Origin of the sequence: Miltoncostaea oceani (genome assembly GCF_018141545.1) — a bacterium.
Classification (GTDB): Bacteria; Actinomycetota; Thermoleophilia; order Miltoncostaeales; family Miltoncostaeaceae; genus Miltoncostaea; species Miltoncostaea oceani.
Genome location: NZ_CP064356.1, coordinates 300,089 through 326,187 on the forward strand (window position 1 = coordinate 300,089; position 26,099 = coordinate 326,187).

22 protein-coding genes are annotated in these 26,099 nt (G+C 76.8%); 15 read left to right on the plus strand and 7 right to left on the minus strand.

Annotated features, from left to right (window positions below):
• Positions 1-77 precede the first annotated feature (77 nt).
• On the plus strand, positions 78-851 hold the full coding sequence (locus tag IU369_RS01450) for an SDR family NAD(P)-dependent oxidoreductase (protein WP_217922788.1): 774 nt from the start codon (positions 78-80) through the stop codon (positions 849-851).
• Here IU369_RS01450 and IU369_RS01455 read toward each other — a convergent pair.
• Entirely contained in the window at positions 845-2,080 is a 1,236-nt protein-coding gene (locus IU369_RS01455) for a hypothetical protein (protein ID WP_217922789.1), read from the minus strand. The genes IU369_RS01450 and IU369_RS01455 overlap by 7 nt on opposite strands.
• 130 nt (positions 2,081-2,210) lie before the next feature.
• Here IU369_RS01455 and IU369_RS01460 point away from each other — a divergent pair, with 130 nt between their 5' ends.
• Positions 2,211-3,089, plus strand: a complete 879-nt coding sequence (locus tag IU369_RS01460; RefSeq protein WP_217922790.1) for an alpha/beta fold hydrolase — start codon at positions 2,211-2,213, stop codon at positions 3,087-3,089.
• Between the two features lie 238 nt (positions 3,090-3,327).
• On the opposite strand, the gene IU369_RS01465 is transcribed toward IU369_RS01460, so the two are convergent.
• Together IU369_RS01465 and IU369_RS01470 are read right to left on the minus strand one after the other, a co-directional pair.
• Complete coding sequence (locus IU369_RS01465; protein WP_217922791.1) at positions 3,328-5,796, minus strand: LLM class flavin-dependent oxidoreductase; 2,469 nt, start codon at positions 5,794-5,796, stop codon at positions 3,328-3,330.
• 30 nt (positions 5,797-5,826) lie between these two features.
• Positions 5,827-6,399 carry a LytR C-terminal domain-containing protein gene (locus tag IU369_RS01470; RefSeq protein WP_217922792.1) on the minus strand — a complete coding sequence of 191 codons (573 nt, stop codon included), beginning with the start codon at positions 6,397-6,399 and terminating at the stop codon, positions 5,827-5,829.
• A 226-nt stretch (positions 6,400-6,625) separates the two neighbouring features.
• Here IU369_RS01470 and IU369_RS01475 point away from each other — a divergent pair, with 226 nt between their 5' ends.
• The 9 genes from IU369_RS01475 (at position 6,626) to IU369_RS01515 (ending at position 16,649) form a co-directional block, all read left to right on the plus strand.
• The gene (locus tag IU369_RS01475) at positions 6,626-9,178 is read left to right on the plus strand and encodes a DEAD/DEAH box helicase (protein ID WP_217922793.1); all 2,553 of its coding nucleotides are present in this window, start codon (positions 6,626-6,628) and stop codon (positions 9,176-9,178) included.
• Positions 9,175-9,438: a hypothetical protein gene (locus IU369_RS01480; RefSeq protein WP_217922794.1), complete on the plus strand. Its 264-nt coding sequence runs from the start codon at positions 9,175-9,177 to the stop codon at positions 9,436-9,438. The genes IU369_RS01475 and IU369_RS01480 overlap by 4 nt, the downstream gene beginning before the upstream one ends.
• 46 nt (positions 9,439-9,484) lie before the next feature.
• Positions 9,485-10,423: a S1C family serine protease gene (locus tag IU369_RS01485; protein WP_217922795.1), complete on the plus strand. Its 939-nt coding sequence runs from the start codon at positions 9,485-9,487 to the stop codon at positions 10,421-10,423.
• 26 nt (positions 10,424-10,449) lie between these two features.
• Positions 10,450-11,472, plus strand: coding sequence for an AAA family ATPase (locus IU369_RS01490; RefSeq protein WP_217922796.1), 1,023 nt, complete (start codon positions 10,450-10,452; stop codon positions 11,470-11,472).
• A 31-nt stretch (positions 11,473-11,503) separates the two neighbouring features.
• Positions 11,504-12,379 (plus strand): DUF58 domain-containing protein, encoded by an 876-nt coding sequence (locus IU369_RS01495; RefSeq protein ID WP_217922797.1) that lies wholly within the window; start codon positions 11,504-11,506, stop codon positions 12,377-12,379.
• Positions 12,376-13,323: a VWA domain-containing protein gene (locus IU369_RS01500; RefSeq protein ID WP_217922798.1), complete on the plus strand. Its 948-nt coding sequence runs from the start codon at positions 12,376-12,378 to the stop codon at positions 13,321-13,323. Before IU369_RS01495 ends, IU369_RS01500 begins: the two co-directional genes overlap by 4 nt.
• A complete protein-coding gene (locus IU369_RS01505; protein WP_217922799.1) occupies positions 13,320-14,294 on the plus strand; it encodes a vWA domain-containing protein in 975 nt (324 codons plus the stop codon). The genes IU369_RS01500 and IU369_RS01505 overlap by 4 nt, the downstream gene beginning before the upstream one ends.
• 142 nt (positions 14,295-14,436) lie before the next feature.
• Positions 14,437-15,858: an SdrD B-like domain-containing protein gene (locus IU369_RS01510; RefSeq protein ID WP_217922800.1), complete on the plus strand. Its 1,422-nt coding sequence runs from the start codon at positions 14,437-14,439 to the stop codon at positions 15,856-15,858.
• A 5-nt stretch (positions 15,859-15,863) separates the two neighbouring features.
• Positions 15,864-16,649: a L,D-transpeptidase gene (locus IU369_RS01515; RefSeq protein WP_217922801.1), complete on the plus strand. Its 786-nt coding sequence runs from the start codon at positions 15,864-15,866 to the stop codon at positions 16,647-16,649.
• A gap of 953 nt (positions 16,650-17,602) precedes the next feature.
• Here IU369_RS01515 and IU369_RS01520 read toward each other — a convergent pair.
• The 4 genes from IU369_RS01520 to IU369_RS01535 form a co-directional block, all read right to left on the minus strand.
• Positions 17,603-18,808, minus strand: coding sequence for a heterodisulfide reductase-related iron-sulfur binding cluster (locus tag IU369_RS01520; RefSeq protein WP_217922802.1), 1,206 nt, complete (start codon positions 18,806-18,808; stop codon positions 17,603-17,605).
• Positions 18,799-19,851, minus strand: coding sequence for an FAD-binding oxidoreductase (locus tag IU369_RS01525; protein ID WP_217922803.1), 1,053 nt, complete (start codon positions 19,849-19,851; stop codon positions 18,799-18,801). The genes IU369_RS01520 and IU369_RS01525 overlap by 10 nt, the downstream gene beginning before the upstream one ends.
• Entirely contained in the window at positions 19,842-21,272 is a 1,431-nt protein-coding gene (locus IU369_RS01530; protein ID WP_217922804.1) for an FAD-binding oxidoreductase, read from the minus strand. Before IU369_RS01530 ends, IU369_RS01525 begins: the two co-directional genes overlap by 10 nt.
• A gap of 96 nt (positions 21,273-21,368) precedes the next feature.
• A complete protein-coding gene (locus tag IU369_RS01535) occupies positions 21,369-22,634 on the minus strand; it encodes a protoporphyrinogen/coproporphyrinogen oxidase (RefSeq protein ID WP_217922805.1) in 1,266 nt (421 codons plus the stop codon).
• 123 nt (positions 22,635-22,757) lie between these two features.
• On the opposite strand from IU369_RS01535, the gene IU369_RS01540 reads away from it, so the two are divergent.
• The 4 genes from IU369_RS01540 to coxB all read left to right on the plus strand — a co-directional run bounded on the left by IU369_RS01540 (position 22,758) and on the right by coxB (position 26,080).
• Complete coding sequence (locus IU369_RS01540; protein ID WP_217922806.1) at positions 22,758-22,943, plus strand: hypothetical protein; 186 nt, start codon at positions 22,758-22,760, stop codon at positions 22,941-22,943.
• A complete protein-coding gene (locus IU369_RS01545) occupies positions 22,940-23,836 on the plus strand; it encodes a heme o synthase (RefSeq protein ID WP_217922807.1) in 897 nt (298 codons plus the stop codon). The genes IU369_RS01540 and IU369_RS01545 overlap by 4 nt, the downstream gene beginning before the upstream one ends.
• Before the next feature lie 10 nt (positions 23,837-23,846).
• Entirely contained in the window at positions 23,847-25,079 is a 1,233-nt protein-coding gene (locus tag IU369_RS01550; protein ID WP_217922808.1) for an MFS transporter, read from the plus strand.
• Between the two features lie 185 nt (positions 25,080-25,264).
• The gene (coxB, locus tag IU369_RS01555; protein ID WP_217922809.1) at positions 25,265-26,080 is read left to right on the plus strand and encodes a cytochrome c oxidase subunit II; all 816 of its coding nucleotides are present in this window, start codon (positions 25,265-25,267) and stop codon (positions 26,078-26,080) included.
• The last annotated feature ends 19 nt before the right edge of the window (positions 26,081-26,099 follow it).

A 26,099-nucleotide genomic window follows, 5' to 3' on the forward strand; every position in this document is an offset into this window, starting at 1 on the left:
ACCCGCCACCGCCCGCGGGTAGGTTCCGGGCATGCGCCGGGCGCCCGGCCGGGCGCGCCGACGGGGAGGTCGCGGAGATGGCGGGTCGGCTCGAGGGCATGGGCGTGGTGGTCACCGGGGGGACGAAGGGGCTCGGACGGGAGACGGCGCTGCTGATGGCGGCGGAGGGCGCGCGGGTCGTCGCGGTGGGCCGCGACGCCGCCGACGGGGCGTCGCTGCGGGAGGAGGCCGCCGGCCTGCCCGGCACGGTCGCGTTCCACGCCGGGGACGTGCGGGAGGAGGCGACCCACACGGGGGCGATCGCCGCCTGCGCCGAGGGCGGGCGCCTCGACGCCTACGTCAACAACGCCGGCATCCTCGGCCCCGAAGGGCCGCTGCACGACACCTCGCTCGAGGACTGGGAGGAGGTCAACGCCGTCAACATGCGCGGCGTCTTCCTCGGCTGCCGCGCCGCGATCCGCGCGATGCGGGGCACCGGTGGCGGCAGCATCGTCAACGTCGGGTCGATCCTGTCGCTGACCGCCGACCCGTTCCTCACCTCGTACACCGCCACCAAGCACGGGGTGCTCGGCCTGACCCGGGCGCTCGCGGTGGACTACGCCGCCGACGGCATCCGCGCCAACTGCGTCCTGCCGGGGGACATGGAGACGCCGATGATCCTCGAGTACTTCGCGGCCAGCGACGACCCGGCGGCGACGCGGGCGGAGATGGAGGGCGCCTACCCCATCAAGCGGATCGCGCGGCCGCGGGAGGTCGCCCAGGCGGTGCTGTTCCTCGCCTCGCCGGAGTCGTCGTTCGTGAGCGGCGCCGAGCTGCTCGTCGACGGCGCGCTCACCGCGAAGGCCTACTGACTGCGGGGGATCAGGATCCCGCGACCGGTCGCCGCGCTGCGGGCCGCGCCCGCCGCGGCGCCGGTCAGCGCCACCGCCGCCAGCACCAGGTGGGTCGACGCGAGGCCGACGCCCAGGGCGAGCGCGGCGCCGGAGATCGCCCCGACGGCGGCCGCCAGCGCCCACGCCGCGCCGGCGGCCATGCCGACGGCGGGCGCGAGGTCGTGCGACGCCGCGATCCGCAGGGCGCGGGTGACGAGGATGCCGAGGAACGCGGCGGCGGCGAGGCTCAGGGCGTAGGCCGCGGCGGCGGTGAACGTGCCGCGCGCCCCGTACGCCGTGAGCGCCGCGGCGGCCTGCACCGCGAGCGCCATCGCCAGGACCGAGCTGAGCCGCGCCCGGGCCGTGACGCGGCGCACGAGCGGACGGCCGAGGCGGACCGCGACGAACCCGGCCGCGAGCGCGGGGACGAGGGCGCCGCGCAGGCCGACGCCGTCCTTGAGCCAGACGATCAGCACGGCGGCCTGGGCCGCGCCGACGGCGGCGCTGAGGGACCCGGCGAGCAGCACGCGGCGCAGCAGGCCGTCGCCGGCGACGATGAGGGCCGCCCGCCGGAGCGCGAGGTCGAGCCGCGGGCCGTCGTCGGTGCGCAGGTCGAGGTCGGGGTGGTGGCGCGCGGCGACCAGCGCGCCCGCCGCGGCGAGCAGCGCGGCGACCGCGACGGCGCCGTGCGGTCCCGCGACGAGGCCCGTGCCGAGCGCGCCGGCGGCGCCGAGCGCGGACCCGGCGCCGAAGCTCGTCGTCAGGCCCTGCGCGGCGTCGGCCCGTCGCTCGGGCGCGACGAGGTGGTGCAGCACGTCGGTCGTGGCGCCGTCGAAGACCACCCGCGCGGCGCCGACGACCAGTACGCACCCGACGACGGCGGGCAGGCCGAGGGCCCCCGTCGTCAGGTCGCAGGTGATGAGGGCGGCCGCCGCCACGGCGGGCGCCCCCCACAGCAGGGTGCGCCGGTGGGCGCGGGCCGCGAGGGCCGCGGCGAGAGGGGCGCCGAGCGCGAGCGGGGCGACGCCCGCGACGATCACGGCGGCGGCGCCGACCGGGCCCGTGCCGAGCGTGACCGCCAGCCACACGGCGCCGATCGAGCCGGCCGTGAGGGCGGCCGCGACGAGCCGCTGCACCCGCCAGAGGCGCGCGCGCTCACGGGCCGTGTCGGCCGGGGCGTGGGTGTGATGTGTGACGAAGTGGGCCATGACATGACGGTGGCCGGCGCCCCTGGGGGCCCGGCCACCTCTCCAGGGTAGGTCGTCGGCCGGGACGGCGCCCTCCCCGAGGTCCCGTGCCCGCCGATCACCGCCCGCGGGGGCCGCGTAGGATCGGCGCATGAGCACCCGACGCATCGACGTGGGCGAGGTCCGCCTCTCCGTGACCGAGGCCGGCGACCCCTCCAGGGAGCCGGTCGTCCTGCTGCACGGCTTCCCCGAGACCTCGCATTCGTGGCGCCACCAGCTCCCCGCCCTCGCCGCCGCCGGCTACCACGCCGTCGCCCCGGACCTCCGCGGGTACGGCGGCTCGGACCGCCCCGCGGCGGTCGACGCGTACGCCGCGCCGAAGCTCGTCGGGGACGTCGCCGGGCTGATCGGCGCCCTCGGGCACGAGAGCGCCCACCTCGTCGGCCACGACTGGGGCGGCGGGCTGGCGTGGGCCCTTGCGGGCACCCGCCCGGAGATGGTCCGCTCGCTCACGATCCTGAACGCGCCCGTCGGCGTGGTGTCCGCGCGGCTGCGCCGCGAGGACCCCGCCCAGCGTGCGAAGAGCTGGTACATGCTGCTCTTCCAGTTCCCGGGGGTCGCCGAGACCTGGCTGTCGCAGGACGACTTCGCCAACCTGCGGCAGTTCGTCTTCGACGACGCCGCCCCCGGCACGTTCCCCGAGGAGGACCGGGAGATCCTGGTGGACGCGCTGCGCCGCGACGGCGCTCTCACCGCCGCGCTCAACTGGTACCGCGCCAACATGCCGGCGGCGTCCTGGCTCCGGGATCCCCCGGACCCCCCGGAGGTCACGGTGCCGACCCTCATCATCTGGGGGGAGGCCGACAGCAACATGGGTCCCGTCCTGCTGGAGCGCTCCGCGGCGACCGTCACCGGCCCCCTGCGCGTCGAGCTCCTGCCGGGCGTGAGCCACTGGGTGCCGGAGGAGGTCCCGGACCGCGTCAACGGGCTCCTCGTCGACTTCCTCGGCGCGCTCCCCGCCGCGACCTAACAATTCCCGAACATCCGGGCCGTGATGCCCGGCCCGCCTCGCCGTCGAAGGGATGCACGGACCACGACGGGCGAGGAGCCGGGGATGCGCGACGAGGACGGGGAGCGGGGATGGCCCGACGGGGCGCCCGGGGTCGACGAGGCCCGGCGCAAGCTGCACAACCTCCTCGCCGGGCGCTTCCTGCTCTACGAGGTGACCGGCGACCGCCAGATGGTGGTGCTCAGCATGCCCCGCCGGGTCACCACGACCGCAGGGCCCGCCGGTCGACCTTCCCGGAGGGCAGCCGGGGGAGCTCCTCCAGCGGCGTGACCGCCTGGGGGGCCTTGTAGGGCTCCAGCGCCCGGGCGACGTGGCGGCGCAGGTCGCCCGCCAGGTCGTCGGGGGCGGGGACGTCCCCGGCCAGGACCACGAACGCGGCGGGCCGCATCAGGCCGTCGTCGCCCGGCAGGCCCACGACCGCCGCCTGCTCCACGGCGGGGTGGTCGAGGAGGCTCGCCTCCACCTCGGTCGGGCTGACCCACCGCGCGTCGACCTTGAAGAGGTCGTCGGAGCGCCCGAGGTGGCGGTAGACCCCGTCCTGCTCCTCCAGCACGTCGCCCATCCGCAGCCAGGGGCCGAAGACCAGCTCGCGGGTCTCGTCGGAGCGGCGCCAGTAGCCGGTGGTGTTGGAGGGGCTGCGGATCCAGAGGCGACCGGGGGCGCCCTCCGCGACGGGCCGGCCCTCGTCGTCGGCGAGGCGGATGTCGACGCCCGCGACGGCGCGGCCGAGGGTGCCGGGGGCGGCCTGCTCGCCCGGCCGTGTCGAGATGACCACGTTGGAGCACTCGGAGCAGCCGAGCCCCTCGACGAGGTCGAGCCCGGCGACCTCCCGGAGGCGCGTCGCGACGGGCGGGGGCAGGCTGTCGCCCGACGACACCGCCAGGCGGACGGTGGCCAGGGACTCCGCGTCCGGATGCTTCTCGAGGAAGCGCGCGAGCTGCGCCCAGAAGGTCGGGACGGCGGTGAGCACCGTGACCTCGTGGCGCGCGACGGTCTCGAGCACGCCGCGGGGGGACGGGCGCGCCCCGGTCAGCACCGTCGCGGCCCCCCGCCCCAGCACCCGGAAGAAGCCGTTGCCGAAGCCGAGCGACGTGAAGAGGCGGGCCATCGAGTGGCAGCGGTCGCCGGGGCCGAGGCCGAGCACCTCGTCGGCGTAGGTCTCGATGCCGGTGCGCATGTCGCGGTGGGCGTGCATCGCGCCCTTCGGCCGGCCCGTCGACCCCGACGAGTAGATGAGGTAGCCGAGGTCCTCCGGGTGCACCGGTCGCAGGGGCGCGGGCGCGCCGGCCTCCAGCGCGTCGGGCGCCAGGAGGCGCGGTCCGTCCGGCAACTCCATGTCGCCGGCGCCGACGACCACGGCCGGCTCGCAGTCGGCCACGAGGTCCCCGAGCCGGGTCGCGTCGCCGGCGGGGTCGACCGGCACGGGCACGGCGCCCATCCGCGCGGCGCCGAGGAACGCGGCGAGCCACGGGCGGCCGTCGCGGAGCGCCACGATCACGCGGTCGCCGGGGCGGGCGCCCGCCGCGGCCAGCGCGCCGGCGGCCCGCGCCGACGCCTCCGAGAGCTCGCCGAACGTCCACGACCCCCCCTCGTCGACCGCGGCGAGGTCGTCGCCGCGCCCGTCCTCGACGTGCCGGTCCACGAGGAGGTGGGCGAGGTTGTCGGACGGCGCGAGGCCGGGGGCCGCGACCCGGACGGGGGCCGGGTCACGCGGCGCCGCGGGCGCGTCCGCGCCGCCGAGGGTCGCGGCGGCGAGGGCGTCGAGCGCCTCCGGCGGGGTGCGGGAGGGCAGCACGAGGACGGCGTCCGTGACCCCCTGCGCCGCGTGCGCGGCCAGCGCGTCGCGCACCTCCTCCGGCGTCCCGACGACACCCGTGCCGCGCAGCCACCGGATCAGCCCGGCGGGGGTGGTGCCGAGGGCGTCGGCCTCGGGCCGCAGCCACTCCTCGGCCTCGCGGCGCGACGGCATCGGCAGCACGTAGGTGTAGAGGGCGCACGCGAGCGGCGTCGCCCGGCCCGCCGCCCGGCGCGCCTCCTCGGCGGCGGCGTACCGCCGCCCGACCTCCTCGGCGCCGACGAACGCCGCGACGATCCCGTCGGCCTGCTCGCCGGCGAGGCGCAGCAGGCGCGGCCCGTGGGCGGCGAGCCAGATCGGCGGCCCGCCCTCCTGCACGGGCGGCGGCTGGTTCGGCGCCCCGTCGAGGACGTCGTCGACGTCGGCGCCCCCGGGGGAGTCGAACATCGCGCGCATCACCGCCAGCGCCCGGCGCACGCCGGCGGTGCGCTCACCGCGCGTGCCGAGTGGGAACCCGTAGGCGCCGTGCTCGGGGACGTCGGAGCCGGTCCCGAGCCCCACCACGACGCGACCCGACGAGATCACGTCGAGGATCGTCGCCATCTTCGCCGCGAGGGCCGGCGGCCGGTAGCTGGCCGACAGGACCACGGTCCCGAGGCGCACCCGCGACGTCAGCGCGGCCAGGGCCGCGAGGGTGGTGAGCGCGTCGAAGGCCGGCTCGTCCTTCGTGCGCCCGGGGGACTGGAGGTGGTCGTTGACCCAGACGCCGTCGAACCCGAGCCGCTCGGCCCGGAGGGCCCCGTCCCGCAGCGTCTCCCAGGTCGACCCGTACTGGGCCACCCGGACCCCGATCCTGGGGAGGTCGCCCGTCATGCCGCTACCGATGCCCGGCCGCGGGTGCGGCTAACCCGGTCCGAGGACGACGATCACATCCGCCGCCTCCGGCACCTCCGTCCCCAGTGACGTCCCGCCCGGCAGGGCGCGCACCGCGGCGATCTGGAGGTCGCGGGCGACGCGGCGGGCGGCGGGGCGCTGACCGGCGCGGAAGTAGACGACCGACGGACCCGACTGCCCGGGGGCGTTGCCGGTGGCGACGCCGACGTAGCCGAGGCTCTCCGCCTGGCCCGCCGTGCGCGCGGCGAGGCCGGCCTCGCCGGTGCCGTTCAGCACGCCGAGCGCGATGTCGGCCCGGTCGGGCGGCGGCTCGGGCGCCTCGGCGGCCGTGGTCGTGGGCGCCGTCCCCGTCGTGCCGGTCGTCGATCCGGGGGCGGTGGTGGCGCCGCCGCCGTCGGCGCTGCCGTCGTCCTCGGGCTGCGCCGGGGCGAGGACCGTCACCGGCCCGTCGTCGCCGCGCACCACCCACCCGCCGACGAAGCCGATCACCAGGCACGACGCGACGAGCGCGACGGGGCGCACCCACGGACGCGGGCCGCCGGGCCCCTCGGGCGGGGCGGGCGTGACGGGCTCGGTGGTCATCGGGGGGACACCGCGGGCGATGCTACCGGCCGCCCCGGCCGTTACCGCATTTCCGCGTCGGCCGGGGGTGGTGATAGTGTCCGCCGCGGTCGCGCAACACGCGCAGCCGGGGGACGGGCGACCAGGCCCCTCGCCCGGCGACACCACGAGCCACGCGGAACGCGACCGTGGAGACGCGCCGGAGCATCGGCCCGGCATGCTCCCGTGCCCAGGAGGTCGGCACGAGATGCCCGACGGACCGCATCCCTCGACCGAAGAACGCGCCGCGACGTCGCCCGGCGAGGACCTCGCGCGGGCGCTCGCCGACCCGGCCGCCGCCTGGCCCGACGTCGTCCTGCGCGAGCACCAGGTCGAGGCGCTCGACGAGCTCGCGGGGCGCCTCACCCACGGTCAGACGCGCACCTGGGTGGACGCGCCCACCGGCTCCGGCAAGACGATCATGTTCCTCGCGCTCGCTGCCGCGCTCGGGGGCAGCACCCTGATCCTGGTGCCGCGGCGCAACCTCGCGGAGCAGACCGCCGCCGGCCTCGCCCGCCACTTCCCCTCGGTGCCGACCCACGCCGAGGGCCCCGACGCCGCCGGCCGGCCCGGCGTCGCGATCTGCACCTACCAGGCCGCGCTGCGCCACCAGGACCGGATGGACTGGGACGCGGTCGACCTCCTGATCTGCGACGAGGCCCACGCGACCCTCGGGGCGCAGACGCGGAAGCTCCTCGACCGCGCCGTCAACGCCGTCGTCGTCGGCTTCACCGCGACGGGCGCCACCACGACGGGCCACGTCGAGCAGGTCTTCGGACCGGTCGCGGCGACGCTCGACCGCATGTCGGCCATCGAGCGGGGCATCCTCTGCCCGCTGCGCTCCCTGCGGGTCGAGCGGGCCGTCGACCTCTCCGACGTCGCGCGGGTGCGCGGCGACTTCGACCAGGCCAGCCTCGGTCGCGCCCTCGACAAGGCGAAGTGGCACCGGGCCTGCGCGGAGGTGTGGGTCGAGCACTTCCAGCCCCTCCGCCTCGCCGGGGTCGCCTACACCGCCACCGTCGCCCAGGCCCACGCGCTGGCCGAGGAGATGACGACCCGCGGGGTGCGCGCGGCGGCCGTCTCGGGGCAGACGCCCCCGCGGGAGCTGCAGCGCGTGCTGTTCGACTTCGCGTCCGAGCGGATCGACGTGCTCTGCAACGCCGACCTGCTGACCGAGGGCTGGGACGAGACCCGCGCCGCCGTCGTGATGCACCTCGCGCCCACCACGTCGGAGCGGGTCTTCGTGCAGCGCCTCGGGCGCGTCATGCGACCCGCGCCCGACAAGGAGGCGGTCTCCGTCGAGTTCCTCCCCGCGGGGGAGCAGATGGGCGTGCAGACGAGCCACGAGATCTTCGGGCTCGGCTGGTACAAGCCGCTCGGCCGCGTCGCCGGCCCGCCGGAGGGCGGTGAGCGCGGCAAGTTGGCGAAGGCCGCGGCGATCCTCTCCGAGCGCGAGGGCGAGGCCGCGAAGCTGGTCAACCCGGCCGCCGCACCCGGCCTGATCGCGGCGGGGCTGGCGGACGGCGGCTGGCGCGAGGCCGACCCCGGCCTGCTCCCCGTGAACCTGATGGAGGAGTGGGTCCAGGCGGCGAGCGCCGACGTGACCGTCGACGAGCTGATCGAGCGGGTCACGACGGGCGTCGACCCCCTCGCCGCGGTGCCCTGGTGGGCGCTCTCCGGCCTCGTCGCGCGGCGCCTCTACGACGGGGCCGACCAGCCGCTCTGGCGGGCGTGGGCGACGGCGCTGCTGGTGCAGCCCGAGCTGCGGCGGGCGTTGCCCGACGACGTGCCCCGCCGGGTGCTCGACCGCCTGCGCATGACGGCGCGGGAGCGGCTGCGGGCGTTGTGGTGGCACGCCGACCAGGCCGACACGTGGGACCGCCTCGCGACCCTCGAGCAGCTCGGCCGCTCCAGCGACCGCCGCCGCCGCTGGTCGGCCCTCGACGAGGCGTCGGTGTGGGCGCCGGGCTGGGCGTGGGACGTGTCGCGGGTGCTCGCCGACGGCACCCGCCCCGGCCGGAACCAGGAGGCCGCGCGCATCGCCGCCTGGGAGGCCCACCACCTCATCTCGAACGGCGGGGAGCTGGCCCTCATCGGCATCTGGCTGCGGGCCGCGGGCGAGCCGCCCCCCGAGCCGGTGGCGCCCCCCGAGGACGCCCCCCTGCGCCTCGGCCAGGCGGCCCGCCTGCTGGTGGTGCTCGGCCCGGGGGACGTCCCCGCCCGCAGCGAGCACCTGCGCCTCGCCGGCCGGGCGGCGGGCGCCGTCGGCGGGTGGGCGGAGCTGCGCGGGTACCTCGACGCCCTCGACATGACGAGCCCCGACGCCCGCCGCGCCATCCGCGCCGCCGTCGGCGCGGTGCAGCCGAAGGCGCTGCTGTCGCGTCGCGCCTGGAACGCGCTGCGGTCGCGGCTGCCGCGGCTGCCCGAGCCGGAGGCCGTCGGCATCGGCGAGCCGCGCAAGGGCAAGGGCGGTGGCACGCCCGCCGCCGAGGGCGACCCCGCCGCGCCCGCCCGCCCGCGCCGTCGCCGCCGCCGCCGGCTGCGCACCGCCGAGGGCGGCGCCGAGGCGCCCGCCGCCCCCGCCGAGGGGCAACCCCAGCGCCGCGACACGCCCACCCCGGCGCCCTCGGGCGACGGCGGCCCCGCCGAGGGGGCGCCGGCCGCCCGCCGCCGTCGGCGCCGCCGGCGCAAGCCGCGCACGGGCGGCGGCGGTGGCGAGGGCGGTCCGCCCGCGGCCGGTGGCGGGGCCGGCGAGGGATGAGCACGGTGCGTGGCGACCGCTCGGAGGCCGTGGCCGACGAGCTCTGGCAGCGCGTCCGCACGATGGCGGCGCGCGTCGCCATGCTCGAGGCCTCCGAGGCGCTCGGCGAGCTCGACGAGGAGGGCCAGGGCCGCCTCGCCGTGCTGCGGATGCGCTGCACCCGCGCCGCGGAGCGCGCGCGGATGGCCGACGACCTCGCCGACCAGGTGCGCGACGTCCGCCGCGCCCGGGACCGTGACGGTGCGCCCCCGGTCCGTTAGGACGGACCTAACCTGGCCTTCACGCGGGCCCGGTACAACCTGACCCGTGAGCGAGAGCCTCCCACCACTCGAGCGCCGGACGCGGCCGGAGGGCCTGCCCTCCCTGCCGCCCCGCGACCCCTCGGGTGACGGTCTCCCGCCGCTCCCGCCGTCCGCGACCCGCCCCGGTCCCGGACTGCCCCCGATCGGGGCGACGCCCCATGGCTCGCCCCCGCCCCCGCCCCCCCCGCCGCCGGGCGGCGCCCGTCGCCTGCGGTCCGTCCCACGGTCGGCCGCCCTCGTGGCGGTCGCGATCGTCGCCGCCGGCGCCGCGGGGGGCCTCACCGCCTGGAGCCTCGACGACGACCCGGCGCCCGCGCCGGTCGCCACCACGCCGGTGACGGCGACGCCCACCGGCGTCCCGTCCCCCGCGGCGGAGGAGGACCTCGCCGACGCCGTCGCGCGGGTGTCGCCGACGGTGGTTCAGGTGCGCACCGAGAGCGGCCAGGGCAGCGGCGTGATCCTCGAGCCGTCGGGGCTCATCGTGACGAACGACCACGTCATCCAGGGGGCGTCGCGGGTGGTCGTCATCACCCAGGACGAGCGCCGCATCGGCGCCGACGTGGTCAGCACCGACTCGCGTCAGGACCTCGCCGTCCTGCGTCCCGAGCAGGACGCGGGACGCGGGGCCGAGCTGGTCGACGCACCGGACGGGGGCCTGCGCCAGGGGGATCGGGTCTTCGCCATCGGGAGCCCCTTCGGGTTGCAGAACACGGTGACTGCAGGAGTGGTCAGCGCCGTGGGACGCACGAACCCGGAGGGGGTCCCGATGATCCAGATCGACGCCCCCATCAACCCCGGCAACTCGGGGGGCGGCCTCTTCGACCTCGAGGGCCGGCTGGTGGGCATCCCCACCTCGATCCTCGGCCCCATCCCCGGCAACGTCGGGATCGGCTTCGCCGTCCCCGCGTCGCGTGTCCGCGCGCTGCTCGACGGGGCCCCGTGACCACCACCGCAGGAGGACCCGACCGCATGGACGACCGCCCCGAGCCCACCCTCGTGCCGGCGAGCGGGGCGTCGCCCCGCGAGCGCATGGAGGCCGTGCTCTACGAGCTGCGGCGCGTCGTGGTGGGGCAGGACCGCCTGCTCGACCGCGTCCTCGTGTCGCTGCTCTCCCGCGGGCACGTCCTGCTCGAGGGCGTCCCCGGCCTCGCGAAGACGCTGACGCTGGAGACCGTCGCCCGCGTCTGCGGCGGGCACTTCTCGCGCATCCAGTTCACCCCCGACCTCGTCCCCTCCGACGTCGTCGGCGGCCAGGTCCTCGACCGCGACGGTGGCTTCTCGACCCGCCTCGGTCCCGTCTTCGCGAACTTCGTGCTCGCCGACGAGATCAACCGCGCGCCCGCGAAGGTGCAGTCGGCGCTGCTCGAGGTGATGGCCGAGGGCCACGCGTCGATCGCCGGCGAGACGCACCCCACCCCGCGCCCGTTCTTCGTGCTCGCCACCCAGAACCCGATCGAGAGCGAGGGCGTCTACCCCCTCCCGGAGGCCCAGGTCGACCGGTTCGCGATGAAGCTGGTCGTCGGGTACCCGTCCGTCGCCGACGAGGAGGAGATCGTGCGCCGCATGGCCTCCGACCCGCCCCAGCCGCGGCAGCTCCTCGACCCCGCCCAGATCATCGAGCTGCAGGAGGCCGCCGACACGGTCTTCGTGGACCACCGCGTCCGCGCCTACGCGGTGCGCCTCGTCAACGCGACCCGCACCCCGTCGGCGGAGGGCCTCGCCCACCTGGAGCCGTACCTCGACCTCGGCGGCTCGCCGCGTGCGTCGCTGGCGCTGATCCGCGGCGGCCGGGCGCTCGCCGTGATGCGCGGGCGCACGTACGTCATGCCCGAGGACGTCCACAGCCTGTTCCACGACGTGCTGCGCCACCGCATCGTGCTCTCCTACGAGGCGCTCGCCGCGGACGTGCGCCCCGACCAGGTGCTCGACGCGATCATCGACGCCATCCCGCAGCCCGACGTGGAGCTCGGAAGTGGCCGCTCCGCCGGCTAGCACGGCCCTCTCGGAGTCGCTCCTGCGGCGCGTGGAGCTGCGCGTCGCGCGGCGCCTCGACGGCCTGCTGCAGGGTGAGCGCCAGGGGCGGCGCCCGGGACCGGGCGGCGAGCCCGCGCTGACCCGCGCCTACGAGGACGGCGACGACGTGCGCTGGGTCGACTGGCCGCTCAGCGCCCGCACCGGCATGCCGATGGTGCGCGTCCCGGAGATCGAGCCGGTGCTCACCGCGTGGGCGCTGGTCGACTGCTCCCCGTCGATGGAGTACGGCACCACCGTCCAGACGAAGGCCGAGCTCGCCCGCGAGGTGCTCGCCGGCGTCGGGGTGGTGCTGCGCCGGCGGGGCGACCGCCTCGGGGTGATGGCGACGGCCACGGGCGACATCGACCTGATGCGGCCGCCCCGCGCGGACCGGCGCGGCCTGGTCGCCGCGATCGCCGCGGTCGACCGGATCCGCCCCGTGGAGGGTCGGGGTGGGCGCACCGACCTGGTGCGGGCGATCTCGTCGCTCGGCCGGATCGCCCGCCACCGCGGCGCCGTCGTCCTCATCTCCGACTTCCCCCTCCTGCCGGGGCTGGAGCAGGCGATCGGCGCGCTCGGGCGCCGCCACGAGGTGATCGCCGTCGAGGTGCGCGACCGGCGCGAGCGGGACCTCCCCGACGTCGGGCCCGTGCACCTCCGCGACCTCGAGACGGGGCGCCGCCGCCTGGTCGACACCGCCGACCCGCGGTTCCGCACCCGCTTCGCCGCCGCCGTCGAGGCGACCGACCGCGCCCGCGACGCGATGCTCGCCCGCGCCGGCGCCCGTCACGTCATCGCCGAGACCGGCCTCGACTGGGTGCTGCCGCTGGCCCGGACCCTCGGACGTCCCGCCCACCGCCGGCGCGCGACGGGGGCGTTCGCGTGACGTTCCAGCAGCCGCTGCTGCTGCTCGCCCTGCTCGCGGTCCCGCTGCTCGCCCTCCTCGTGTGGTGGTGGCGCCGCCGCCGCCCGGCCGTCGGCATCCCCTTCCCGGACCTCGACGTCGTGGCGCGCGCCGATCCCGGTCCCCGGCGGCGCCGCCACCTGCCGCTGCTGCTCGCCCTGCTCGCCCTGTCGGCGCTGGTGGTCGCGCTCGCGCGGCCGGAGATGTGGCGCGACGAGCCGCGGGAGCGGGCGACGATCATGCTCGCGATCGACGTGTCGGGCTCGATGGCCGCCACCGACGTCGACCCGTACCGGCTGCAGGCCGCGCAGGACGCCGCGAAGACGTTCGCGGACGAGGTGCCCCGCCAATACCAGGTCGGCCTGGTGAGCTTCTCGGGCTCGGCGAACCTGCTGGTCGCGCCGACCACCGACCGCGCCGCGTTGCTGCGGGCGATCGACGGCCTCGCGCCCGACGGCGCCACCGCGGTCGGCGAGGCGATCGAGACGTCCCTCGACGCGATCCGCGCGACCCAGACGGGCCTGCCCGCCGACGACGCCGGCGCGACGCTGGAGGCGGCCCGCATCGTGGTGCTCTCCGACGGCGCGACGACGGTCGGCATCCCCCCGTCGCTGGCGGCGGAGGACGCGAAGGCGGCCGGGGTCCCCGTCTTCACCGTCTCCCTCGGCACCCCCGACGGGATCCTCGCGAACGGCCAGCCGGTGCCGCCGGACGCCGAGGGCCTGCGGGAGGTCGCGGAGATCACGGGCGGTGATGCGTTCGAGAGCGAGGACGCGGCGTCGGTGAGCGCCGTCTACGAGCGGCTCGGCTCGTTCATCGGGACCGAGCGCGTGCGCGGCGAGGTGACGGCGTGGTTCGTCGGCATCGCCGCCGCCCTCCTGATCCTGGCCGGTGTCGCGGCCTGGCGGATCTCGCCGCGCCTGTGACGTTCCAGTCGCCGATGTGGCTGTGGGCCCTGCTGGCCCTGCCGCTCCTCGCCGTCGCGCTCGTCGCGTGGTCGCGGGCGGGCCGCCGGGCCGCGGACCGCTGGTCCGACCCGCGGGTGATGGCGGTCGGGCCGCCCGCCCGGACGCGGCGGCTGCGCGCCGCCGCCGCCGCCGTCGCCCTGCTGGCGGTGGGGGCGGGGGCCGTGGCGATGGCGCGCCCGTCGGTGGAGGAGACGGCGCAGGAGGACCGCTCGAGCGTGATGCTCACCATCGACGTCTCCGAGTCGATGGTGAAGACCGACCTCCAGCCGTCGCGGCTGCAGGCGGCGATCACGGCGGCGGAGAGCTTCGCCGACCAGGCCCCGGAGACGACGTCGATCGGCGTGACGACGTTCGCGGAGAGCGCCCAGGTGCTGCTCGCGCCGACCCTCGACCGGGACCGGCTGCACCAGGTGCTGGAGGGCGTGACGGACACCCGCGTCGGAACCGCCCTCGGCGAGGCCGTGACGACGTCGCTGGCGTCGCTCGTCTCGGTGGGTGCGGTGGCGGACCCGCCGCCCGCCGACCCGTCGGACTCGCCGGGGCGGATCCTGGTCCTCACCGACGGCGCGAACTCGATCCGCCGGGCGACGTCCCCGGAGGCCGCGGCGGACCGCGCGGCCGTCGCGGGGGTGCCGGTGTACACGATCCTGCTCGGCGACGACCCGGGCCGCGACGACCAGCCGCTGCCGGCGGAGACGCTGTCGGCGATGTCGACGCGGACCGGCGGGATCTTCGCGCAGAGCATCACGACGGCGGATCTGCAGGCCGTCTTCCGGGACATCGGGTCGATCGTCGCGCCGGTCGAGCGGCTGCGGGAGCTGACGGTGTGGGTCGCCGTCGCCGCGATCGCGTTGCTGCTGGTCGCGGCGGTGCTGGCGGGCCTCGCGCGGCCCCGCCGACCGCGCCTGGAGGGTCTGCGGGCCTCCTGAAACGCACCTGCAACGTTGCAGGTGGAGGGTTTCGTAGGTTCGGTCACCCGGCCGGGGTTCACGTACCGGTCGTTCCGGGGGAACCTGACCGCCAATGAGGCCGCAGTGGCGGTCCGGGCGGACGTTCGGCGAAAGGCGTGACATGAGACGAGGTCCTCTGGGCCGCTGGCGCGGCACCGCGATCCTGGGGCTGGTGATCGCCCTCGCGGTGCCGGCGGTGGCCTCCGCGATCGGCATCTCCCTCAACCGCGCGCCCTCGCCCCCGCAGGCGGTGCAGCGCGGCACGGGCACGCAACAGGTCGACTTCTCGATCACGTACCAGACGGTCGCCGAGTCCTGGCAGCTGCGCTTCTCCGACCCGTCGGGGAACGTCCTGCAGCAGGAGACGCAGAACGTCGCGGGGCAGCCGAGCCCGATCAACGGCTCGCGTGGCTTCGTGCCGTCGGCGTCGGCGCCCCCCGGGCGGTACCGCGCGACGGTCGACTTCTTCTCGTCGCCCGGCAGCCTCGAGAGCTCCGCCCTCGTCACGTTCGACGTGGCGGACGCGCTCGGCACGCTGCAGCTCGTCAAGTTCGAGGACGTGAACGGCAACGGCGCCCGTGACGCGGGTGAGCCGGGCGTCCCCGGGTGGAGCTTCCGCCTGACGAACCCGCAGGGCAACGGCAGCGTCGCGTCGACCGGCGTCGACGGGACCGTGACGATCGGCAGCGTCCCCGCGGGCGTCTGGACGGTCTCGGAGGTCGTGGACCCGGCGTGGGTCGCGATCACCCCCGTCACCGGCCAGGTGACGGTGCCCGTCAACGGCGTCGGCACGTTCACCGCCGGCAACGTCCGTCCCGCCCCGATCAGCGGCGTGGTCTTCATCGACACGAACCGCAACGGCATCCGCGACGCCGGCGAGGTCGGCCGCGCCGGCGTGCGCCTCGACCTGACCGGCACCCGCCCCGGCGGCATCACCGTCACGGCGCGCCAGGTGCTCTCGGGCTCCGACGGCAGCTACTCCTTCCCCGACCTGCTCCCCGGCACGTACACCGTGTCCGTCGCGGTCCCGGGCGGCCTGTCGATCACGACCGCGCGCACCATCGGCGGCATCGGCATCACGTCCGGCACCGGCAGCCCGAACAACAACTTCGGCCTCGTCGCCGGCGGCGGCGGCGCGAACGCCCAGGGCGGCCCGACGCCGAACATCGGGATCCTGAAGACCGGTCCCCGCACCGCCCGGGCGGGCGCGACGTTCACGTACCGGATCACGGTGCGGAACCGCAGCACGTTCCCCGCCACGAACGTCGAGGTCACCGACCTCGTGCCGGCGAACCTCACGCTCGTCCGCATCCCGTCGGGCGCGACGATCCGCAACGGCGTCGTGACGTGGAGGGTCGGCACCCTGCCGGGTGGCGGCTCCCGCACCCTGACGATGCCCGTCCGCGTCAACCCGAACGTCACCGGCACGGTCCGCAACACCGCGACCGTCACGGCCGACAACCTGCCGCCGCGGCGTTCGACGGTCCCCACGAAGATCGTGGGCCCGCGTCCCGTCGCCCGGACCGGGGGCGTGACCGGCTGATGGCGATGACCCGTCTGCGACCGGCGTCCCTCTGGGGCGCCGGCGCGCTGGCCGCCTGCGCGCTCGCCCTGGCGGCGGGGGCCGCGTCCGCCGCCGCGCCGGCGTCCGTCCCGGCCACCGCGACCGCCGTCTCCACGGCGACCACGGCGTCCCCGATCGCGAGCCGGCCGACGACGCGTGAGGCGTGGACCGCCCGCGTGATCGTCCCCGTGCACACCCGGTCGGCGCCGCGCGCCCAGGCCCGCAAGACGTCGAAGCTCGAGGCGACCGCGCCCTACAACCGCGGCCCCCACGTGTTGCTGGTGCTCGCCGCCCGGAGCACGAAGACCGGCGTCTGGTACCGCGTGCTCCTGAACAAGCGGCCGAACGACGCGGCCGGCTGGGTCCCCGCCGAGGCCGTCCAGGTCAGGAAGACCCCGTACCGGATCACCGTCGACCTGAGCTCCCGCACCCTCCAGCTGTTCAAGGCGGGGAAGGCCGTCGGCCGGTGGTCGGTCGCGGTCGGCACGCCGACGAACCCGACCCCCGTGGGACGGTTCGCCGTCAGCGAGGTCGTCCGGCAGGACAACCCCTCCGGGTTCTTCGGCACCTACATCATGACCCTGACCGCCCACTCCGAGCGGCTGTCGGACTTCGACGGCGGCGACGGGCGGGTGGCGCTGCACGGCACGAACCGCGCGAGCCTCATCGGCCAGGCCGTCAGCCACGGTTGCGTGCGGCTGGTGAACGCCGTCGCGACGCGCCTCGGGCGCACCGTCCCGCCGGGCGCCCCCGTGGACATCGTCCGCTAGACCGACCGGGCCCCGTGGCCGCCCGTCCGGGTGATCACGGGGCGCGTCGGCGGGGTCGTCGTGCGCGGTGGCGGGACCGGCGCCGCCGGAGCCGGGACGGGGCCCGCCGGGGTCGCGCGGCGGGTCGCCGGGTCGGGCGGTCCCCGGCCCGCCGGTGATCCACCGTCCCTCGCGGAACCACCGGCGCATCGTCCGGTCCGAGGGGATGACCCCGTCGCCGCACCGCGCCGTCGCGTGGATCTCCCGTATCACCTGGGCGGGGGGCCTCCCGACCGCGAAGGCCTGCTCCGCGCGGGTGCGGAGGGCCGGCCACGAGTAGGAGCCGGGCAGGGGTCGTCCGCTCGCGCCCGACCGCGCCCGCGCCCGGCGGGTGAGGACGTCCAGCGCACGCTGCCGCCGCGCGGTCATCGACCCCGCCGCCCGCCACGCGTGCCAGAGGGAGACGGCGAGGTCGCGGCCCGCCCGGGAGCGCTGGAACTCCTCGGAGCGGTGCTCGCCGCAGAGCCACACCGAGACGCCGCACGGGAGGTGCAGCTCCGCCCGCTCCCCCCGACCCGGCCCCATGCAGATCAGGCACGGCGGCCGCGACCCGAGGCGTGGTCCCTTGTAGAGGCTCTTCGGCATGACCCGAGACTGCCAGCGCCCCCCGTCACGGATCAGCACGGGAACGTGCCGGGATCGTGCCGTCCCCGGGTCGGTTCCCCTGGGTGCAAATGGACGACGGGGACCGGCCGAGTGGCCGCCGCCTCGACGTGGTCACTCGGCCGGCCGCGAGGTCCATTCGGCCGGCGCCGGTCCTCCTGGTTTCCCGGATGGCCGTTCGAGCCGTCCGCGACGTCCATTTGAACGGGAACCCCCGGTCACGGGGATCCTGGCCGCATCGAGTGGCCACTCGGACCGTCCCCGGCGTCCACTTGCGCCAGACACGGCGCAGGAGGCCCGGGCCGACGACCTCAGTCGGGGGAGAGGAGCTCGGCGGGGTGGGCGACGCGGACGTCGGAGCCGATCTCGCGGAGGCCCGCGGCGATCTGGATGGCGCAGCCGCTGTTCGCGACGGCGACGACGGGGGCCCCGGTGGCGGCGATCGCCTCCGCCTTCTGGCGCCGGAGCTGCGCCGACATCTCCGGTTGGAGGACGCTGTAGAGCCCGGCGGCGCCGCAGCAGCGTCCCCCGTCGCCCAGCTCGGCGCACTCGGCGCCGGCGTCGCGGAGCATGGGGCGCGGCTCGATCCTCTGCGCGTGGAGGTGGTGGCACGCGTCGTGGACGGCGACGACGCCGAGGCCCCGGTCACGCACGGGGGGCCTCAGCTCGATCAGGTCGCGGACGCGCCCGGCGACGCGCTCCGCCCGCTCCGCCCACACCGGGTCGTCCGCGAGGAGCTCCCCGTACGTCCTCACGTGGGCGCTGCAGCCCGACCCGTTCACCACCACCACCTCACCCGACTCCATCTCGGGGATCCGCGCCCGCGCCATCTCCCGGGCCGCCTCCGGCTGGCCGTAGTGCATCGCCAGCGCCCCGCAGCACCCGCCCGCCCGCGTCCGGACCGCCCGGTACCCGGAGTCGACGACGACGCGCATCGTCGCCCGCTGCACCGGCCGGAACGCCACGTCCATGACGCAGCCCGCGAGGACCGCTGCCTCGGGACCCGACCCGAGCTCCGCAGGAACGGGACGGCGCAGCTCCGCGATCGAGGCGGGCGGCGTCGACGCCCGCTGCGCCGCCGGGGCGAACCGGTCGAGCCGCAACGCCCGCGCGACGGCGAGGGCCCAGCCCGCCGCGAACACCAGCCGCGGCCGCGGCAGCACCCACGCCAGCCCCAGGCGCCGCACCCCCCGGGCCCGCACGTCGCGGGTCGGCTCCGCCTGCGCGCGGGCACCCTCGATCATCCTCCCGAACGGCACCCCGCTCGGGCACGCCGCCTCGCACGCCCGGCACGCGAGGCACTCGTCCATCATCGTCGTGAACGAGGAGTCCACCTCCGCGAGGCCCTCGTCGACCGCGCGCATCGCGGCGATCCGGCCACGGGGGGACGCCGTCTCGCGCCCCGTCAGCCGGAACGTCGGGCAGTGCGGCAGGCACAGGCCGCACGCCACGCACTTAACGATGTCCTCCTCGAGCGGTGCCGGCCGGCTCGGATCCCACCCCGCGCTCACGCCCACGGCACCAGCCTCCCGTTCAGGATCCCCGCCGGGTCGAACGCGTCCCGCAGCCGGCGCATCAGGGCGAGACCGGGGGGCGGGGGACCCCACGGGTCCTCGCGCAGGCCGTCCGGCCCGTCGAGCACCCCCGCGTGGCCGCCGAGGCCGACCGCCCACGACCGCACCCGCGCCACCCCCGCCGCGTCATCGACCGCGACCAGGCACGTCCCCACGCCGAACCGCGCCTCGTACGCGAACCCCTCGTCCTCCAGCAGCACCGACAGGTCGCCGAGCCGCGGCGGCGGGACCCCGACCTCCACCACGCCCGTCCCCACGGGAGCGGGGGGATCGCCGGACGGCTCCATCCCCGGCGGCGGCACCACGTCGTCCGGCGGCCCCGCGAGCTCCACGTCGATCCGCCCCGGCGTGAGGATCACCGCCGTCGGCCGCCCCGCCCCCGTCACCGCCGCCCGCGCCAACGCGAGCCGCTCCTCCAGCCCGCCCCCGGCGCCGAACCAGCCCCGCGCCTCCGGCAGCGGCCACAGCTTGAGGGTGACCTGCGTGATCACGCCCAGCGTCCCCCGCGACCCGACGGCGAGGCGCGGGATGTCGAAGCCCGACACGCCCTTCACCGTCCGCCCGCCCGCGGTGACGAGACGCCCGTCGCCGGTCGCGATCACGATCTGGAGCACCGAGTCGCGGACCGCGCCGGACCGCAGCCGCCGCCGCCCGCTCGCGCCCGTCGCGAGCACCCCGCCGATCGTCGAGCCGTCCCGCACCTCCGCCTGCGGCCAGTCCTGGCCGGCGCCCGCCGTCAGGGCGACGGCCTCCGTCACCGGCAGCCCCGCCTCCACGGTCAGCGTCAGGTCCTGCGGCTCGTGGGCGACGATCCGGCGCAGGCCGCCGGTGCGGATCTCCACGTCGCCCGGCGGTCCCGGCCGCCCCGCCCGCGAGCGGGTGCCCCCGCCGACGACGTCGACGCGGCGGCCCGACGCCGTCGCCTCCCGCAGCATCCCCGCCAGCTCCTCCGCCGTGGAGGGGGTGAGGACCGTCGTCACAGCCACGTGCCCGGCGGCAGCGACCCGGCGTCCAGCACCAGCTCCCCGCAGCGGCTGCCGAGCGGCAGGACCTTCGCCGGGTTCATGCGCCCCTCCGGGTCGAAGGCGTCGCGCGCCCGCGCCTGGGCGTCGAGGTCGACGGCGCTGAACGTCAACGGCATGAAGTCGCGCTTCTCCAGCCCGATGCCGTGCTCGCCGGACAGCACCCCGCCGACCGCGACGCAGGCCTCGATGATCGCCGTCCCCGCGGCGTGCACCCGCTCCACCTGCTCCGCGTCGCGGCGGTCGAAGGCGATCAGGGGGTGCAGGTTGCCGTCGCCGGCGTGGAACACGTTCATGATCACGAGGTCGAACTCGGCGGCGATCGCCTCGATCCGCTCCAGCACCTCGATGAGGCGGGTGCGCGGCACGACGCAGTCGTGGAGGTAGTAGTTCGGCGCGACGCGCGCCACCGCCCCGAAGGCGCTCTTGCGCGCCTTCCAGAACAGCGCCCGCTCCGCCTCGTCGCGGGCGACGCGCACCCGCCGCGCCCCCGTCCGCGCGCCGACCTCCTCCACCACCGCGACGTGCGCGGCGACCTCGGCCGGCGTCCCGTCGACCTCCACCAGGAGCATCGCGGCGGCGTCGACCGGCAGGTCGGCGTGGACGAAGGCCTCGACGGCGATCGTCATGCGCTGGTCCATCATCTCCATCGCCGCGGGGATCACCCCGCCGCCGATGATCCCCCCGACGGCCTCCCCCGCGGCCCGCACGGTGGGGAAGTCGAGCAGCATCGTCCGCACCTGCGCGGGGTCGCGCGTCAGCCGGACGGTGACCTCGGTCACGACGCCGAGGGTCCCCTCGCCGCCGACGACGAAGCCGCGGAGGTCGTAGCCCGGAGGGTCGGGGGCGGTGCCGCCGAGGCGCAGCACCTCGCCGTCGGCGAGCACGATCTCCATGCCGAGGACGTGCTGGGCGGTGACGCCCGACGCGAGGCAGTGGGGGCCGCCGGCGTTGGTCGCGACGTTGCCGCCGATCGAGCAGGCCTGCTGGCTCGACGGGTCCGGGGCGTAGTGGAGGCCGAGGTGGCGGACGGCCGTCGTCAGGTCGAGGTTCAGCACGCCGGGCTGCACCCGCGCGCACGGCACCTCGGGGTCGATCTCGAGGATGGCGCCCATGCGCGCGACCGACAGCACGATCGCCCCCTCCAGCGGGACCGCCCCCCCGCAGAGGCCCGTGCCCGACCCGCGCGGCACCACCGCCAGGCCGAGCTCGCCGGCGAGGCGCACGCACGCCGCGACCTCCGCCGTCGTCTCCGGCAGCACCACCAGCCCGCAGTCGCCCTGGGCGATCGAGCCGTCCCGGGAGTAGAGCCGCCGCTCGAGGGCGTGGTCGATCACGCGGGCGGGGTCGAGCAGCCGCTCGAAGGGGTCCCTCAGCGTGCTCACCGGAACGGTCGCCACCCGGGCGAGGCTACCTCACCCGGGGCCCCCGGGGATGCACCACCGGGGCCGGTACGACCACCGCGTGGGGCCGCCCGTCGGCTACGAGATGGGCGGCACCGCGTCCGGGGCGGGGTCGGGGCCCCGGCGGTGGGCGAGGATCGCCTCGGCGGCGGCCTCCCCGGCCTCGATCGCCTCGATCACCGCGGCGCCCGGGGCGAGGTGCAGGCCGTGCAGCTCCGACAGCCAGAGTGCGGGCGCGCGCACCGCGGGCATCTGGGCGACGTCCGCCACCGGGTAGGCGCGCGGCAGCCGCACCACCTCCAGCAGCCGCGCCGCGGCGGGGTCGTCGAGCAGCCCGAGCGGGTCGGCGAGCGCCCGGGCGCACGCCGCGGCGAGCTCCTCGTCGCCGAGCGACCAGACCGGGTCGCCCGGCGCCGCCTGGCAGTAGCACTCCATGCCGAGGACGGTCCACCCGGCGGGGGCGCTGCCCGGCGTCCAGTTGACCGGCTCGAACATGCGGGCGAACGGCACCCGCGGGTCGTCGACCTGGATCCACGGCTCCGCGGTGAGGCGGTCGCGCTCCAGCGTCACGTAGACGATGCAGACCGCCCGCATGCGCACCCCGCGGGTGGTCGCGCCCGGCGGGGCGGGCGTCAGCAGCCGCGCCGCGGCGCCCGCGGGGATCGCGACGACGGCCTGGGTCACCGGCACCCGCTCCCCGCCCGGCCCGAGGCGGACCGCCGCGAGGCGCCCGTCGGGGACCTCGATCGCCGTGACCGGGGTGCCGAGGCGCACGTCCGCCCCCGCGCGCGCGGCCGCGTCGAGCATCGCGTCCATGAGGCGGCCGATGCCGCCCTCCGGGAAGTCGAACCCGTCGGGGGCGGCCTGGTCCTCGAGCAGCCTCCGTGCGCGGTCGCCGGGGATGCGCTCCAGCGGGACGCCGTCGATCTTCTCGAGGTAGGCGCGCATCACCGCGTCGACGAAGGGCCCCCCGAAGCGGCTGCCGAGCTCCCCGTGGGCGGAGCCGTCGGGCGTCGCCGGCTCGTAGACGGCGTCGGGGCGCTGGTCGAGGTAGCGGCCGCGCACGACCTCGCCGCCGCGCACGCACGCGACGGGGCGGTCGACGCGCCGGAGCGCGCCCCCGAGCAGGTCGCGCAGCCACGCGCGCCGGGCCTCGTCGCGCACGAAGGGGATGTGCCCGCCCAGGTCGTAGGCGTAGCCGTCGCGCCGCCGGGTCACGCAGAGACCGCCCGGCTCGGCGGCGCCGTCGGCGACGAGCACGCGGGCACCGGCACGTGCGAGGGCCAGCGCGGCGCCGAGGCCCGCCGGTCCCGCGCCGAGGGTCACCACGTCGGGTCGGTCCACGGGGGCAACCTCCGTCGCCCGCTCGGGCCGCGTCAACCCGTCCGTGGCGGTACGACCGTCACGGGTGCCCGGGTGGGGTGCCCCGCTATGCTCGCGGGCGATGTTCGGACGGGTGACACGACGGTGAGACTGACGGCGCTGCTGATCGCCGCCGTGCTGGTGGTGCCCGCCTGCCTGGCGCTGCTCCGCCCGCACCGGGTCTCCGGCCGCCCCGACGCCGCCGCGCCGCGGCGTCGCATCGACCTCGTGTGGGCCGCCGTGCCCGCGGTGCTCGCCGCGGTGCTCGCCGCGTTCGCCGTCACCGCGTGACCACGGGCGCCGTACCGGCCGCCGTCGCGGCGCGACCCCTCGGGGTCGTGGGCGACTACGTCCGGCTCACCAAGCCGCGGGTCATCTCGCTGCTGCTGGTCACCACGGCGGGCGCGATGTGCGTCGCCGCCGGCGGCCTGCCGGGCGGGTGGCTGCTGCTGTGGACGATGGTCGGCGGCTACCTCGCGGCCGGCGGGGCCAACGCGATCAACCACTACATCGACCGCGACATCGACGGGCGCATGGCGCGCACGACGACGCGCCCCGTGGTCGCCGGCCGGGTCGCCCCCGGCCGGGCCCTCGTCTTCGGCATCGCGCTCGGCGTCATCAGCGCCCTCGTCCTCGGACTGGCGGCGAACTGGCTCGCCGCGGGCCTCGCCCTCGCGGGCCTCGCCCTCTACGTGGGTGTCTACACCCTCTGGTTGAAGCGGACGTCGCTCCACAACATCGTGATCGGCGGCTCGGCGGGCGCCGTGCCCCCGCTCGTGGGCTGGGCGGCGGTCACCGGCGACCTCGGCCTGTCGGCGTGGCTCCTGTTCGCGATCGTCTTCTACTGGACGCCCCCGCACTTCTGGGCCCTCGCCCTGATGCTGGAGCGCGACTACGCCGCGGCGGGCATCCCGATGCTGCCGGTGGTCCGCGGGGTCGAGGAGACCAAGCGGCAGATCCTCCTCTGGACCCTCGTGATGGTGGGCGTGACCCTGCTGCCGGTCGTCTCCGGCGCCGCCGGTGCGTTCTACCTCGTCAGCGCCCTCGTGCTCGGCGCCGTGTTCATCGTCCTGGCGGCGCTGCTCGCCCGCGACCCGGCGATCGGCTGGGCACGGGCGACGTTCCACTACTCCCTGCTGTACCTCGCCCTGATCTTCGTCGCCCTCGTCGTCGACGCCGCGTAGGGACGCCGGGGTGGGCCGCCGCCGGCGCCGCGGGGAGGGGCCGCCCTTCCTCCTGTCGCCCCTCGGCATCGTCTTCACGACGGTGGTCATCGACCTCGTCGGGTTCGGCATCGTCCTGCCGATCCTGCCGCTCTGGGCGGAGGACTTCGGCGCGTCGCCCGTGCAGATCGGCCTGCTCACCGCCTCGTACGCGGTCATGCAGCTCCTCTTCGCCCCGGTCTGGGGCCGGCTCTCCGACCGCTACGGCCGCCGCCCGGTGATCCTGGTGTCGCTCGCGGGCAGCGCGCTGTCGGCGCTGCTGATCGGCCTGGCGGGGACGCTCCTGATCCTCTGGTTCGCGCGTGTCCTGCAGGGCATCGCGGGGGCGTCGTACGCCGCGGCGCAGGCCTACGTCGCCGACGTCACCACGCGCGAGGAGCGGGCCCGGGGGATGGGGATGATCGGCGCGGCCTTCGGCCTGGGCTTCGTGCTCGGCCCGGCGCTCGGCGCCCTGTTCTCGTCGATCGACCAGCGGCTGCCGTTCTTCGTGGCCGCGGGGCTCGCCGCCACCAACCTGGTGATCGCGTGGTTCCGCCTGCCCGAGTCGCGCCGCCCCGGCGCCGCGCCCGCCCCCGCCCCGCGCCTCGCCCTCGTGCGCCGCGCCCTCACGAGCGACGCCCTCGCGCCGCTGGTGTGGCTGTCGTTCATCGCGACCTTCGCGTTCGTCGGGATGGAGTCGACGTTCGCGCTGTTCGGGGAGCGCCGCTTCGACTACAGCGTCACCCAGGTCGGGCTCCTCTTCGTCTACATCGGGGTGCTCACCGCCCTCGCCCAGGGGGTGCTCGTCGGGCGGGTCGTCGCGCGCGTCGGGGAGGCGCGCGCGCTGGTGGGGGGGCTCGTCGGCACCGCCGCGGGGCTGCTGCTCGTGGGGGTCGCGCGCGACCTGTGGCTCCTGCTCATCGGTCTCGCGGTGCTCGCCATCGCGTCGGGCCTCGTCTTCTCCACCACCACGGCGATGATCTCCCTCGCCGCCGGCGACCGCGAGCAGGGGCTGATCCTCGGCCTGAGCGCGTCGGTGGGGGGCGCCGCCCGCATCGCCGGGCCGCTCGTCGCGACCCTGCTGTTCCAGCACGCCGGCATCGCCGCGCCGCTGTTCCTGGGCGCGGCGATCTTCGCGATCTGCGCCGCCGGGGCGGTGCGCCTCACCGGGCGGCCGCCCGCCGCGGTCGCCTCGGGACCCGTCACGCCCTCCGGGCGGTCCTGAGCGCCACGACCGCCGCGGGGGCGGTGGACCGCCCCCGGGCGGCCGCGCCCGGACGCCGTCCGGCCCACGCGGGCGGGGCGGTCCGTCCCCTCCTCCGCCGAGGGGGCCGGACGCCGCTCGCGCAGGGACGTCTGACCCGTCACCACCCCCTTCCACGGCCCAGGGTGCGTGTTAGGGTTCCGCCCGTGCTGAGGAGCCGCCACACCGTCCCGTTGCTGATCCTGATGGTCGTCATCGGGGCCATCTCGGTGTCGGTCGCGCTGTTCATCGACTGGCTCCCGGACCAGGCGGCCGACCAGGCCGAGCGGGTCGACCAGCTCCTGTGGTTCGTCATCTGGGTGTCGCTGGCGATCTTCACCATCGTCACCTCGGTCCTCCTCTACGCCGCGATCCGCTTCCGGGTCGGCGAGGACGACGACGCCGACGGGCCCCCGACGCACGGCAACACGACCCTCGAGGTCGTGTGGACGGTCGTGCCGGCCGTCCTCCTCGCCGTCGTGGCCGTCTGGGCCTACCTGGTGCTGTCCGACAACGAGGCCCTCGCTTCCGACCGCCTGGTCGTGGACGTCACCGCCGAGCAGTTCGCGTGGAGCTTCACGTACCCCGACGCGCAGGTGGAGACCGGCGACCTCCGGGTCCCCGTCGGCCGCCAGGTCGAGCTGAAGATGCGCGCGAAGGACGTCATCCACGACTTCTACGTCAAGGAGTTCCGCGTCAAGCAGGACGTGGTGCCCGGCATCACGACGCGGCTGATCTTCGACCCGAACAAGACCGGCACCTACCAGGTCATCTGCGCGGAGCTGTGCGGCGTGGGTCACGGCGTCATGCGCGCACGCGTGATCGTCATGGAGCCCGGCGCCTACCAGCAGTGGATCGACACGGCCCGTCGCGAGGTCGCCGCGGCGCCCTCCGCCCCGGCCCCGGCCGACGCCAGCCCCGCCCCCGGCACCGACGCCGCGGGTTCCGGGGACACGCCCGAGGGCACCCCGGCCCAGCCCTGACCAGGTAACCGAGGACCCC